We start from the raw sequence: 12,884 nt of genomic DNA, 5'->3' as shown, positions 1-12,884 counted from the left end.
CCCTTTTTTCTTTGTGTTGAAACGGTAATGAATTTATTTTTTTTACGTGATAAAATAATAAGGAGAAGTTTTAAACTCGCAATCCTTTGTATTGCTGAGCTGAGTAGAGTAATGGAGGCATTTGAATGAATGAGAGAAAAGGACAGTGGTCAACAAAGTTAGGCTTTATACTGTCATCAGCAGGAGCTGCGATTGGTTTAGGCGCAATTTGGAAACTACCGTATGTCACAGGGACGAGTGGAGGAGGAGCATTCTTCTTACTGTTTGTCTTGTTTACACTGGCGATTGGTTTACCGATGTTAATTGCGGAATTTATTATTGGACGTGGTACACAGAAAGAAGCAGTATCAGCATATAAAAAGCTGGCACCGCAGACAGCATGGACATGGATTGGGCGATTAGGTGTTGTTGGTTGTTTCTTGCTTTTATCCTTCTATAGCGTCATTGGTGGTTGGATTGCCGTTTATACAGGAAAAGCATTGGTCGGTCAAATCATCATGCCATCTTTAGATGCAAGTGCTTTATTTGGACAAGTAACGGGTTCACCGATGATGACAATTATCGGATTAATTATTTTTACATTGTTTAATGTACTTGTAGTAGGATTAGGGATTCAAAATGGTATTGAAAAAGCAAATAAAGTAATGATGCCATTACTATTTATTTTCTTTGTTATTTTAGTCGTACGTGCACTGACATTACCAGATGCGATAGAAGGTGTATCCTTCTTCTTAAAGCCTAATTTTTCAGCGATTACATTCCAGTCAGTTTTATATGCATTAGGGCAAGCTTTCTTTGCATTAGCAGTTGGATTTTCATGTATGGTGACATATAGTTCGTATTTAAAAAAGAATGAAAGTCTACCTTATGCAGCAGGTTCAGTTGTATTAATGAATATTTTTGTATCTTTATTAGCAGGTCTTGCCATTTTCCCAGTTGTTTTTTCTTTTGGATTAAAGGCATCTGAAGGACCAGGATTATTATTTGTTGTATTACCAACTGTTTTTCAACAGTTACCATTTGGTGAGATTTTCTTCGCACTATTTTTATTATTATTCTTGTTTGCGACACTAACATCATCGTTTAGTTTATATGAAATTATTGTTGCAGCTCTGCAAGAAAAGTATCCAAATGCACGCAAGAAAATTACATGGTTTTTAGGTGTTATTGTAATTGTAGCGGCAATTCCAGCTGCTTTATCATCAAGCACATTAGCTGATTTTCATGTTTTCGGTAAAACAGTCTTTGATGCCACTGACTTTTTAGTGAGTAATGTGTTATTACCATTAGGAAATCTCTGTATCGCACTATTTATCATGTATAAAGTAGACAAGAACTTTACAAAACGTGAATTTTTAGCAAGTAGTCAACTATCGACAGGTTGGTATACATTATGGCGCATATTGATGTATACAGTTGTACCAATTGTGATTATCATCGTCATGTTTTTCTTAATCAAATCATAATGAAACAGGTTGGACAAAATATTTTAATTCCCTTTTTAATATTTGCAACGAAAAACTGGAATCGTGCCACAGCGCGATTCCAGTTTTTTTATGCTCATTAAGGAATTAGATTATTTGAAAGGGACAAAATCGCGCGTGAAAGGGAATCGGCGCGGTTGAAAGGGACAAAATCGCGCGCGAAAGGGAATCATCGCCATTGAAAGGGACAAATCCGTGCGTGAAAGGGAATTGCCGCATTTGAAAGGGACAAAACTGCGCACGAAAGGGAAATATCGCTGATGAAAGGGACAAAATCGCGCGCGAAAGGGAATCGCCGACGATGAAAGGGACAAATCCGCGCGCGAAAGGGAATCACCGCCTCCGAAAGGGACACAGGGCATTATTAGCTTTCCGTTTAGAGAAGCGTGCGTGCTGTTAACTCGTACAACAAGATCTTCCTTTTTTCTTAGAAAAAAGGTTGGATAACATTTACAACAAAAAACTGAAGCCACACTACAGTGCGATTCCAGTTTTTATGCTCATACGAAAGGTTGTTCTTACACGGATGTCCCATTCTATTTGTATTAATTCATCTCTAATTGATTTAATAGATTCGTTAATTTATTTAAACTTTGCTTTAGTTCTTCGCGTTGTTTTGGTCGTTTATTCGTCGCAACATCGACAACTGCTTCAATTTTTTCGTTATTTTTCAAATAAATTTGGTATGTGACATATCCAACATGATTTTTGAATAATTTTTCGATTTTTTCTGCATCGAGTTGTACATGATCGCGTGTTTTTTCAAATACGATGGTTTCATCTGCTGTTGCTTCAATGCGTTCAACGTCTTGTAGGTTGAATTGATGATGATGAATACGACTAATAAATTCATTATCTGTTGTGACATAAAAATCAAGGTTTCCATTTTGATGATAAAAAGCTAATTTAATATTTGATACCGGTTTTGCTGTTTGATCTGCACGTTTAATAATGAAGAACACAAGTAAAATAAGCAAAATTAAAGCCGAAAGAGCAGAAATGAATATGTACATAGAAAAAACCTCCATTATTCGTAATCTTTTACTTAGTATATAATAAAAAGAGAAAGAGATGTACAAAAAAATGCACAAACTACATGATAAACTAAATAAAAATAAAAAAAGGAGTGTTTTCTTTGAAAATTTTACACACAGCTGATTGGCATTTAGGTAAAACTGTGCAAGGAACATCCATGTTAGAAGATCAAAAATATATCTTACAACAATTCCTTCAAGTAGTTGATGAACAACACCCCAATGCGATTATAATCGCAGGAGATTTATATGACCGTTCCGTACCGCCTGTAATAGCAGTTCAACTATTAGATGATGTCTTTGAGGAGATTGTAAAGAATCGTGAAATTCCTCTTTTAGCTATCGCAGGAAATCACGATAGTACGAGTCGTATCGATTTTGGCTCGACTTTATTTAAAGAAAGTGGCTTATATGTAAAAGGAAAACTAGCAAAAGAAATGACACCCATTCGTTTAGAAGATGAACATGGAGCTGTTGATTTTTATCTGATTCCATTTGCTGACCCACAAGAAGTTCGCTATGTATTTGAAAAAGAGGATGTACATACGAATCAGCAAGCAATGGAAACAATTATGGAAGCAATTCAGCCTACAACAAATCGTTCAGTTTGCATCGCCCATGCTTTCGTTACAAAGAATGGTGAACAACAGGAGAATCCAGATGAAGGAGAGCGCCCATTATCAATTGGTGGTTCAGAATGTATTGATGCGAGTTTATTTGAAAAATTCAACTATACGGCACTGGGTCACTTACATCAAGCGCATTTTGTTGCCCATGAAAAAATACGCTATAGTGGTTCACCGCTTAAATATAGTGTATCTGAAGCAACCCATCAAAAAGGTGTTCTCATGCTGGAGTTAGACGCTAAAGGGAATGTAACGATTGAAAAAATTCCTTTAAAACCGATTCGTGACTTACGACGAATCGAAGGATTTATGGAAGATTTATTAAAGTTACCTGCAAGTGAAGATTATGTGTATGTGACATTACTAGATGAAGCACCAATTCTTTCACCAATGGAGAAAATTCGTACGGTCTTTCCGAATGCGATGCATATTGAGCGCCCTATTATAAAAGGGACATTAGAAGTAGCACCTGTTGAAAATAAGCGAGCGATGGATACGGAAACTTTATTCCATTCCTTCTATACTGAAATTACAGGTTCAGAACCGAATGAAGCGATGACTCAGTTATTTCAAGAATTAGTAGAAGAAGAACTGCGTAAAGAAAGAGAGGCAGAATAATGAAGCCAATTCATTTAAGTATGACTGCATTTGGTCCATATAAAGAGAAAGAAACTATTGATTTTACGAAACTACAAGGTAATCAAATTTTCGTCATTTCAGGTGCGACAGGCGCAGGGAAAACAACGATTTTTGATGGGATTTGTTTTGCACTCTATGGTAGCGTGAGCGGTGAAGAGCGTGAAAATGCGAAAACACATCGTAGTAATTTTGCGACAGATGATACGCATACAGCGATTGAATTAGTGTTTGAAATGAAGGGAAAAACGTATCGTATTTTACGCCAATTAGCCCATGTAAAAGCAGGAAATAAGACAGCTACAGGTGAGAAAACGGAATTTGTTGAGATAACAGATGAGGGTGAGATTCCTGTACTTGATTCGCATCGTGTACGTGATTTGAACGATCGTTTAGAAGAGATTATCGGCTTAACAAAAGAACAATTTAAACAGATTGTTATGTTGCCACAAGGGGAGTTTCGTAAGCTATTAACATCCGATTCACGTAATAAGGAACAAATTCTGCGTAAAATCTTTAAAACAGAACATTTTGAAGAAATGACAAAACGCTTAAAAGATAAAAAAACAGAAGCCGAAAAGCAGTTACTTGCGTTAGAAACAGAGCGTGCAACATTTATTCGTCAAATAAAAGAAACATTACCGGAAGCGGATCGTCCGCTATTTCATGTATTTGCAAAAGAGTATCAATCACCTGTACAAATCATTGAAGGGTTACAACATGAACAAGTGTACTATGAGGCAGAAGAAAAGAAAGTACAAACAGTTTATGCAGAGAAACAACAGCTATTTACAGAGAAACAACAGATGGTGCATGCGGCAGAGCAGTTTAACTTAACATTAGAGGAATATCAAAAAGTAGCAGCGAAGTATAAAGAGCTTTTACAACGCGAAGCGGAAATAGAATCGATTCAACAGCAGTTGAAACAAGCGGAGCGAGCAGAGCATATTATTCCGTATGAGCAAGCTTTTCGTGAACAACGAAAACGAACGGAACAATTAACAGAGCGTGTTGCGTTTGCAAAACAACAATTACAACAAGCGATTGAAAAAAGAAATGTAGCAAAAGAAGCACAGGCGAATATAGAACAGCAATTGCCTCTTTATGAAAAACAAAAAGAACAATTACGTGAATGGCAACGTATTTTACCATTTTACGAAGCGGTTAATCAATTAGAACAGCAGTATAAAGAACAGCAACATCAATTAGCGAAAGCAACAACAAACAAAGAACAATACGATACCCAATTGCAACAAGCAATAACGCGAGTAAAGCAAGCAGAAGAACAGTATGATGTACTGATGAAGCAGTTAATTGACGAAACAGCTTACTACGAACAGTTAACACAGCTAAAGCAAGTAGAACAACTATTATCTGCACAGCGAGAGCAACGCCATAAACTAAAAGAGTTAACAACACAACATGATATGGCGTGTACGCAGTTACAAGAGCAAAATACAAAACTACATCAAGTAGAAGAACAATGGCTTGCTAATCAAGCGTATGTCTTAGCAGAACAACTAGTTGTAGGCGAAATCTGTCCCGTATGTGGAAATACAGTGAAAGAAAAGATGCAACAAACACAAACAGTGAAAATCACGAAAGAAATCGTTGAACAAGCTAAAATAGCACAACAACAAGCAGAGCAAAAAGCACGTCAGATTCAAACACAAGTAGACATTTTAAATAGCGATATGCAAAAAACAGCGGAGGCATTACAACAAGTAACGGTTGCATATGATGAAGCAACAAATGCTGAAACGATTCAAACACTTGAACAAACTCTTAATAAGAATAACCAACAAAAAATACAAGCGCAGGAATTACAACAACAGTTAACGCAATTCCGCAAACAAGTCGAGCAATTACGTGAACAACAGCAAGTATGTTTACAACAAGTAAATCAATTCCAAATGACCGTTCATACAACAGAGCTACAATTACAGGACAAAAAGCAACAATTACCCGTGGCATTTGCGACGAAACAACAAGTTGATGAAGCGATTCATGAAATTACACAGCAAGTAGCGCTATATGAGCAACAAACAAAACAAGTTAATGAAGCATGTGAAGTAGCGATGCAACAACATACAACGCAAGAAGCAAATGTGCAAAATATGAAGCAACAACATGCAGAAGCACAGGAGCAGCTGTCACAATTGCAACAACAGCTACAAGAAAAAGTATTAGCAGCAGGCTTCCGAGATGGAAAAGAATACACAGCCGCACGTTTAGAAACAGCTCAAATGAATACACTTCAAGAACGAATTACACAATATGAAAAAGAACGCTACGCGACGGAAGAATATTTAGAAAAACAACAACATTTAGCACAGGCAGAGAAGAAGAATGTTGAGGTGCTAAAAGAAGAACTACTTACGATAAAAGAACAAGTCGATCTATACGTGAAGCAACTTCATCAAATTGAAAGCTATCGCCAATCTATTACTCGCTTTATTCGTTATTTAGAACAGGCGCAAGAGAAGTCAGCGCAATTAGAAGAACGAGCGAGTCAGATTATTCAACTATATGACTTAATGGCGGGGAAAAATGCACAAAAAATTTCGTTTGAGCGCTATTTGCAAATTGAATATTTAGAGCAAATTATACAAGCGGCGAATGAACGATTAGTGCCATTAACCAATGGACAGTATCGCTTGCTTCGTAGTGAGCGCGTCGATTCGAATGGTAAGCAATCTGGTTTGAGTTTAGATGTGTATGATGCTTATACAGGGCAAGAACGTGATGTTAAAACATTATCAGGTGGCGAACAATTTAACGCATCTCTTTGTTTAGCATTAGGTATGAGTGATATCATTCAAAGTTTCCGAGGAAATGTCCAAATGGATACGATGTTTGTAGATGAAGGCTTTGGTACATTAGATGAAGAAGCACTTTCAAAAGCAATTGATACATTAGTCGATTTACAAAAAACGGGGCGTATGATTGGGATTATTTCGCACGTTGCAGAATTAAAAGAAACGGTTCCAGCCACACTTGAAGTTCGTAAGACAAAAGAAGGATACAGTCATACAACGTGGAATATAAAATAGCCATTTAATATACTGTATACAAAAAGAATCGCTCAATGACTGGGCGATTCTTTTGTATTAAGCATCAAATATATTGTTTGGTTGTACTACTTCACGTGCAATGGCAATCGCGCCATTTTTACGTAAATGAAGAATCGCTTCATCACTTGCATTTAAAATCTTATCGATGTAGTAATCTTGTTTCGCAGGATCGATGCCCATTCCTTTAAACTCATCTCGAAATGCATACGTATAGACACTTTTTTCTTGTTCTGTTAATTGAATATCGTTCTTTGAACCTTCCATAATCTAACATCCTTTTGTATAATAGAGTTAGTTTTATTATAACGTGTTCTGAATCATAGTGAAACTTAATTGCGAGTCGTTCGTATAAAATAGAAAAAGGGTGTGATTCAATATGATGTGGGTAATGATTATTATCGTAGCTTGTGTAGCAATCGGTAGCGATGTCTATGTCAAGCGTTTAAAATTTAAAGAACGCACAATGAAAATAGAGCAGCAAATGCTTGATAAACAGTTAAAACTGGAGCATGTAAAGAATGAAAACTTTAAACTTGAAACAGAGCGTTTACGTTTAGAGTTACAACAAGATTTACAAAAATCACCGTCAAAAACAGAACTACTTGGTTTAAAAGAAGATTGAATTTTCATGAGAAAGAGACTGTAAGTGTAAAAATATAGTATGAGAAAAACTGGAATCGCGCTGTGGCGTGGTTCCAGTTTTTTCGTTGCTAAAAAAGTTTTGTTTATTTAAATTGTTGCATCGCTTCACTCATAAATTGTGTTAACCCTTCACCATACACATCAATCTGTGACTTAAAACGAGGATCTTGTACATACAGCTGACCTAAACCGCGAAAGGCCTCTTTTGAATAGTTCCCAAAATATTGATTTAAAAAGTAATAGAACTCTTTCATCGCTTGTTGAACAGTCGGAGAGTCAACAGCTTCATGGCGAATCGCTGCTAGGCGCGTCCATTGTTGTTGCCACTTTTCTTGTAAGGCTTCATCATCGAACTGTGCAATCTTTTCTTTGGATTGATTGACTACTTCGTCTCCCCATTTTTCACGTGCTTCTTGTTCATATGGATTCTTTTTAAAATCTAATCCATTAAATTTTTCTTCATTTGTCATGTGAATACCTCCTTCTTTTGCTTCAATCGTTTGCTGAATGGTTTGCGCCATACATTCAAACTGTTTTATTTTTTCATCTACTAATTGTTTTTGAAAATACAAAGCTTCGAGCTGATTGTACGCGTCTTGTGTCATCATCTGTTGAATTTGTTTGAGTGAAAATCCAAGTGTTCGAAAAAATAAAATTTGTTGTAATCGATCAACAGCTTCATCGTTATAAAGTCGATAACCTGCATTATTTTCAGTTGTAGGTGGCAATAAACCAATTGCGTCGTAGTGATGAAGAGTACGAACAGATACACCGACTAAATCAGCTAATTGTTTGATTTTATAAATTATTATCATCTCCTTTCTAAAACCACTATAAAGTCTAACGTAAAAGTCAATATATATCGAAAGTAACGTGTATTTTTGGTATGAAAGGGTATAAAAGGAGAGAGTTGTAAGAATACTCGGTTAATATAAAAAGCGAGGAGAGATTAGAGTGGAAAATATTGTTGTTAGTTATAATAAGGTAGAGAGTGAAGCATATCAAACATTTACACAATTAAAGCGACGTGAAGGGGTGATTGGGAGTACAACGATTTCCAATGCAATTTTAATTAAGCGAAATGGTGCACAGCTTCAAACATTAGATGAGTATATGACATCGAATGAGAATGCATTAAAAGGTAGCTTGATTGGGGCCTTGATTGGTATTTTAGGAGGTCCAATTGGCATGTTGCTCGGTTTAGGAGTAGGTGCGATTGTTGGCTCGATTTCAGAAATAGAGGAGATAGAAACGGACTCATCATTAATTAGGGCGATGGCATCACGTTTAGAAGATGGAGATGTAGCCATTATCGCGCTCGTACAAGAAACAGATGAAAAGTTCTTAGATGAACTACTAAATGAGCATGAAACACGTATTGTTCGATATGATGCAGCTTTAATAATGGAAGAAGTTGAACATGCACAACAATTACAAAAAGATATGGAAAAGCAAACACGTCAAAAAATATCAGCAGAGCGTTCTGAAGAGCGTAAAGCAAAAGTAGCTGCGTATAAAGAAAAAATTAAGAGTCAATTTGAAAATTTAAAGAAAAATAAAAAACATAAAGACGATTCACAGTCAGAAGCATAAAAGAAAAGCAAGTGTCGTTAATTTTCATGACACTTGCTTTTCTTTATGAAAATTTTGGTGTTTTGACTTCAAATACTTGTTGAATTTGTCCATGTTCATCGAGTAACACACCATTCAACTGTCCACCGAATACAGCGCCACCGTCAATCCCTATGTAGCTTTTTTGTTCATTCATCCAAATAGAATGCTTTTCAGCCTCATGTATGTAATGCGTTGGTGTATGGCCAAATACATTCACATAGGGCGTTTGATTTTGCTTGTTAAAATGTTCTCGAATCCAGATGAATTCATCTTCTGTTGTATGATGTAAATCTGCAAAGTCACTATTAAAGCCTGCATGCGTGAATAACACTTTTCCAAATATAAGAAAGTAGCGACTATTTCGTAAAAATGTAATCTCTTTTGCATAATGTTCTTTTAAGTAATCGGCAATCTGCGCACGCGACCAATTTGTAAAATCGACTGAAATAAGTGATTGTAATGTCACATCGCCGCCATTACGTAAAAAGCGTTCGGGCTTTTCTTTTAAATCAATATAATCTAAAAACATCTGATCATGATTTCCTCGAATAAGACGTACATCATATTGTGTTGAAAGTTCACATGCTCTTTCTAACACACGACGCGAACCCATACTACGGTCCATTAAATCCCCTAAAAGAATGAGTGGCATTTCGTGATCCCATTTTTTAAGTAGTGTTTCAAAAGCATCATCCATCCCATGAATATCACTCATTACAAAATATGTATTCAATTCTGTCATCCCCCTTTGCGAAAATAGAAGAAAGTGAGGCTACAAGAACCTCATTTTCATAATTGTTTATTTTTTCTTTGGAATCGATTGAGTTTGCCAATCTTCCTGTAATTGCATTTTTGCAACATACATCATTTGAGCGATATGCCCAGCATAATGCACAAGTTGTGTCATTAAAGCAGCCATCGCGGGTGTTTCTTTCCCTTTTACTGAAACCATTTGGAGTAAGTCTTCTTGTGAAAGTGCATGAACAGTTTCGTAAAAAATCGCCCATGCGTCTTCCCACTCTTGCATAAGTTCTTCTTTTGAAAGTGTGTGTGGAGTAAATTCTGCATCCCGATCACGCGACGGTTTTTCACCGTCTGTTGTGAGGAAATCAGTACTACGTGAGCGCATATTACCAACGATATGTTGAACGAGTACAGCGATACTGTTTGATTCTGAATCAGGTGCGAAATACAATTGTTCTTCAGTTAATTGCACAAGTGTACCGTCACCTTGTTTTTTAATTTTATCCATTTCTTGTAACATTGCTTTTAAAAAAATACTCATGTTGACCAGCTCCTTATGATGTCAGTATAACAAAAATTCCGTTTATTTGAAAAAGTAATCATATGTATTTTTAGCTAATAATACGACGGTTACAATAATGAAAAGAACACGAACATAGCCAGAGCCTTGACGAATAGCAAATCGAGAACCAACAATCGCACCGAATACTTGAGCAATCGCCATTGGAATACCGTAAGCATAATTAATTTGACCGAGAAAAGCGAACATGAACAGTGCAGCAAGGTTACTACCAAAGTTCATCAGTTTTGCATTACCCGCAGCTTTTAAGAAGTCATGCCCCATCGTTAAGAAGGCGAAGATTAAGAAAGAACCAGTCCCAGGACCTAAGAAACCATCATAGTAACCAATTAAAAATAAGATGATGACGAATGTAAACATTTTTTGTTTGGAATGTTGCGCGATTTTTTCCATCGTGCCCCAATCTTTTTTGAAAATGGTGTAAACAAGAACGAGCGCCAACATAATGAGCATTAAAGGTTTTAAAAGTTCAGGATTCATTAAGTGGACGGAGAAAGCACCGAGTAGTCCGCCAAAGAATGTAAGAGGGAAGTATTTTAATCCGGCTTTAATGTCGAGCTTCCCAGAACGATAGAATGTAATGGTAGAAGTTAGAGAACCGACCATGCCAGCGAGTTTATTCGTCGCGACAGAAGTAGCAGGACTTAATCCTAAATACATGAGAGCAGGTAAACCGATTAAACCACCACCGCCAACAACTGAGTCGATAAAGGCAGCGGCGAAACCTGCGATGAGTAGCATAAGTAGTAGTTGTGGATCTAAATCAAATGGCATAAGAATAAGTCCTTTCATTAGTTACTATCACAATAGTAACTAATTGTGGTATACTTGTAAATAAAGAATTCAGAAAAAAGAGAGGAGTGGCAATATGCAGAGAATTATTGAGATTTTAAAGCAAAGAGGTTATACAGAATACGAATCGAAAGCGTATTTAGCACTCATTCAAAATGGCGATGTGACGGCGTATCAAATTAGTAAAGATTCAGGAATTCCACGCGCGCGTATTTATGATGTGTTGAATAGCCTTATTGAAAAAGGAATTGTGTCAAAACAAGAAGCAACGGATAAAGTCCGTTATCAAGCATTGCCTGTCGAGGTGTTTTTACAAAAGACAGCAACAAGTTGGCAACATGAATTTACACAACTATCGGATACATTAAAAGAATTGGAGGAAAAAAAGCAACAAGAAAAACCGACCGTTCTTCATTTACAAGAAGAAGAAGCGATTCTCAGTTACTGTCGTACGTTAATTGGACAAGCAAAGGAGAAAATTTTAATTTCGGTGTGGGATGATGTTTACGAGTTATTACGTCCTGTATTAGAAGAAGCAGCGAAAAAAGTAACGGTGCATGGCATTACGCTACATGTAGAGAATGGTTTACCGACAGTTGACCGTCACCGCGCAACCTATTTTACAGAGAAGCCAACAGCGAGTCGCTGGTTTATCGTGTCGGTTGATAGTACACATATGATTTATGGCCCTTCACTAAAAGAACGACCACTTGCCTTTTATACAGATGACCCTATACACATTCGTTTATTAGAAGATTATATATGGCATGATGTCCTCGTAAACCGTTTAGTACACCGTAGTCAAGATACACTAGAAGATTGGGTGAAAGAACAGCGCGCAGCATTTTTCCTACAAGGATACTGAACACGTAGAAAATTTGCCTCTATACAAAAAATGGTATATTAATAACAAAAATACCTATTAATGGTATTTTAGTAAGGATATTAAAATACGCGTTCTTTTTGAAAGGGGATTGCCATCCATGAAGGGTACATATGGTAAAAAATCGTGTTCAAAGATTCTTTTGTTACTTTCTATTTTGAGTGTTTTCATGATATTAAGTGCTTGTAGTAATAAGCTAGGTGAAGTAAAACAAGTCGATGTGTATAAAATGGAGAGTTTTGATCAAGTTCAAAAAAATTCTGTCGTTACGTTTAAATCAGATGAAGAAATAAAAGCGTTTGAACAGGCTTTTACGCATTTACAAAAGCAAAAGGGAAAAGTCGATATAATGGACCCTGAATATAAAGTAGAGCTAGGAGATAAAAGCTACTTTATGTGGTTAAATCAAGAGAAAGTAGCTGTTATGGATACAGAAGATACAGAGACTTTATATCTTTTAACAGAGGATTATTCAAAGCGTATAAAGAAGATTATGGATTCAACTAAATAATGTGCTTGTCCCTTTTATTTTAAAAATAAGAGGGCTTTTTTGCGAAAATAGAAAAAAAGAGCCTGAAAAGACTCTTTTTATAGGCTAGATGTCCATATTAAACTTACGTAACATCTCCATTAATTTTTCTTTTTCTTTTAAATATTGTTCTTCTGTAACAGTTTTGTCTTCTAGCATTTTTGCTAATTCTGCTAGCTTGCGCATAAGCATCATGCGATCTAATTCATTCATTTGTGCCATCTATGCCGACTCCTTTAAACATAA

14 protein-coding genes are annotated in these 12,884 nt (G+C 36.3%); 7 read left to right on the top strand and 7 right to left on the bottom strand.

Annotated features, from left to right (window positions below; translation table 11 throughout):
* Nucleotides 1-125 precede the first annotated feature (125 nt).
* A complete protein-coding gene (locus KGI01_RS08905; protein ID WP_141274396.1) occupies nt 126-1,466 on the top strand; it encodes a sodium-dependent transporter in 1,341 nt (446 codons plus the stop codon).
* A gap of 563 nt (nt 1,467-2,029) precedes the next feature.
* On the opposite strand, the gene KGI01_RS08900 is transcribed toward KGI01_RS08905, so the two are convergent.
* Complete coding sequence (locus KGI01_RS08900; protein ID WP_141274395.1) at nt 2,030-2,497, bottom strand: hypothetical protein; 468 nt, start codon at nt 2,495-2,497, stop codon at nt 2,030-2,032.
* Between the two features lie 122 nt (nt 2,498-2,619).
* Between KGI01_RS08900 and KGI01_RS08895 the strand changes: the two genes are divergently transcribed.
* Both KGI01_RS08895 and KGI01_RS08890 read left to right on the top strand, forming a co-directional pair.
* A complete protein-coding gene (locus KGI01_RS08895; protein ID WP_141274394.1) occupies nt 2,620-3,762 on the top strand; it encodes an exonuclease SbcCD subunit D in 1,143 nt (380 codons plus the stop codon).
* Complete coding sequence (locus KGI01_RS08890; RefSeq protein WP_141274393.1) at nt 3,762-6,833, top strand: AAA family ATPase; 3,072 nt, start codon at nt 3,762-3,764, stop codon at nt 6,831-6,833. The genes KGI01_RS08895 and KGI01_RS08890 overlap by 1 nt, the downstream gene beginning before the upstream one ends.
* Nucleotides 6,834-6,890: 57 nt before the next feature.
* Here KGI01_RS08890 and KGI01_RS08885 read toward each other — a convergent pair whose 3' ends face one another.
* The gene (locus KGI01_RS08885; protein WP_068453261.1) at nt 6,891-7,118 is read right to left on the bottom strand and encodes a hypothetical protein; all 228 of its coding nucleotides are present in this window, start codon (nt 7,116-7,118) and stop codon (nt 6,891-6,893) included.
* Between the two features lie 112 nt (nt 7,119-7,230).
* Between KGI01_RS08885 and KGI01_RS08880 the strand changes: the two genes are divergently transcribed.
* A complete protein-coding gene (locus KGI01_RS08880; protein ID WP_082701406.1) occupies nt 7,231-7,476 on the top strand; it encodes a hypothetical protein in 246 nt (81 codons plus the stop codon).
* A 103-nt stretch (nt 7,477-7,579) separates the two neighbouring features.
* Here the strand turns inward: KGI01_RS08880 and KGI01_RS08875 are convergent, their stop codons facing one another.
* On the bottom strand, nt 7,580-8,311 hold the full coding sequence (locus KGI01_RS08875; protein WP_307723181.1) for a MerR family transcriptional regulator: 732 nt from the start codon (nt 8,309-8,311) through the stop codon (nt 7,580-7,582).
* A 139-nt stretch (nt 8,312-8,450) separates the two neighbouring features.
* Here KGI01_RS08875 and KGI01_RS08870 point away from each other — a divergent pair, with 139 nt between their 5' ends.
* The gene (locus KGI01_RS08870; RefSeq protein WP_141274392.1) at nt 8,451-9,089 is read left to right on the top strand and encodes a DUF1269 domain-containing protein; all 639 of its coding nucleotides are present in this window, start codon (nt 8,451-8,453) and stop codon (nt 9,087-9,089) included.
* Nucleotides 9,090-9,132: 43 nt separating this feature from the next.
* Here KGI01_RS08870 and KGI01_RS08865 read toward each other — a convergent pair whose 3' ends face one another.
* The 3 genes from KGI01_RS08865 to KGI01_RS08855 form a co-directional block, all read right to left on the bottom strand.
* Complete coding sequence (locus KGI01_RS08865) at nt 9,133-9,843, bottom strand: metallophosphoesterase (RefSeq protein WP_170214764.1); 711 nt, start codon at nt 9,841-9,843, stop codon at nt 9,133-9,135.
* A 66-nt stretch (nt 9,844-9,909) separates the two neighbouring features.
* On the bottom strand, nt 9,910-10,395 hold the full coding sequence (locus KGI01_RS08860; RefSeq protein WP_141274390.1) for a DUF1572 family protein: 486 nt from the start codon (nt 10,393-10,395) through the stop codon (nt 9,910-9,912).
* A 42-nt stretch (nt 10,396-10,437) separates the two neighbouring features.
* Nucleotides 10,438-11,208, bottom strand: coding sequence for a sulfite exporter TauE/SafE family protein (locus KGI01_RS08855; protein WP_087680820.1), 771 nt, complete (start codon nt 11,206-11,208; stop codon nt 10,438-10,440).
* Nucleotides 11,209-11,302: 94 nt separating this feature from the next.
* Here KGI01_RS08855 and KGI01_RS08850 point away from each other — a divergent pair, with 94 nt between their 5' ends.
* Nucleotides 11,303-12,091: a TrmB family transcriptional regulator gene (locus KGI01_RS08850; RefSeq protein WP_141274389.1), complete on the top strand. Its 789-nt coding sequence runs from the start codon at nt 11,303-11,305 to the stop codon at nt 12,089-12,091.
* A 118-nt stretch (nt 12,092-12,209) separates the two neighbouring features.
* A complete protein-coding gene (locus tag KGI01_RS08845) occupies nt 12,210-12,620 on the top strand; it encodes a YhfM domain-containing protein (protein WP_068453275.1) in 411 nt (136 codons plus the stop codon).
* A gap of 84 nt (nt 12,621-12,704) precedes the next feature.
* Here the strand turns inward: KGI01_RS08845 and KGI01_RS13865 are convergent, their stop codons facing one another.
* A complete protein-coding gene (locus KGI01_RS13865) occupies nt 12,705-12,860 on the bottom strand; it encodes a hypothetical protein (protein ID WP_156422350.1) in 156 nt (51 codons plus the stop codon).
* Between the last annotated feature and the right edge of the window lie 24 nt (nt 12,861-12,884).

The organism is Kurthia gibsonii (genome assembly GCF_006539985.1).
Classification (GTDB): domain Bacteria; phylum Bacillota; class Bacilli; order Bacillales_A; family Planococcaceae; genus Kurthia; species Kurthia gibsonii.
This window is presented reverse-complemented; position numbering and strand designations above follow the sequence as displayed.

What these genes read in the sequence shown, in the direction of transcription:
- KGI01_RS08905 (WP_141274396.1), top strand. Translation starts at nt 126, where the DNA reads ATGAATGAGAGAAAAGGACAGTGGTCAACAAAGTTAGGCTTTATACTG.
- KGI01_RS08900 (WP_141274395.1), bottom strand. Translation starts at nt 2,497, where the DNA reads ATGTACATATTCATTTCTGCTCTTTCGGCTTTAATTTTGCTTATTTTA.
- KGI01_RS08890 (WP_141274393.1), top strand. Translation starts at nt 3,762, where the DNA reads ATGAAGCCAATTCATTTAAGTATGACTGCATTTGGTCCATATAAAGAG.
- KGI01_RS08885 (WP_068453261.1), bottom strand. Translation starts at nt 7,118, where the DNA reads ATGGAAGGTTCAAAGAACGATATTCAATTAACAGAACAAGAAAAAAGT.
- KGI01_RS08880 (WP_082701406.1), top strand. Translation starts at nt 7,231, where the DNA reads ATGATGTGGGTAATGATTATTATCGTAGCTTGTGTAGCAATCGGTAGC.
- KGI01_RS08875 (WP_307723181.1), bottom strand. Translation starts at nt 8,311, where the DNA reads ATGATAATAATTTATAAAATCAAACAATTAGCTGATTTAGTCGGTGTA.
- KGI01_RS08860 (WP_141274390.1), bottom strand. Translation starts at nt 10,395, where the DNA reads ATGAGTATTTTTTTAAAAGCAATGTTACAAGAAATGGATAAAATTAAA.
- KGI01_RS08855 (WP_087680820.1), bottom strand. Translation starts at nt 11,208, where the DNA reads ATGCCATTTGATTTAGATCCACAACTACTACTTATGCTACTCATCGCA.
- KGI01_RS08850 (WP_141274389.1), top strand. Translation starts at nt 11,303, where the DNA reads ATGCAGAGAATTATTGAGATTTTAAAGCAAAGAGGTTATACAGAATAC.
- KGI01_RS08845 (WP_068453275.1), top strand. Translation starts at nt 12,210, where the DNA reads ATGAAGGGTACATATGGTAAAAAATCGTGTTCAAAGATTCTTTTGTTA.
- KGI01_RS13865 (WP_156422350.1), bottom strand. Translation starts at nt 12,860, where the DNA reads ATGGCACAAATGAATGAATTAGATCGCATGATGCTTATGCGCAAGCTA.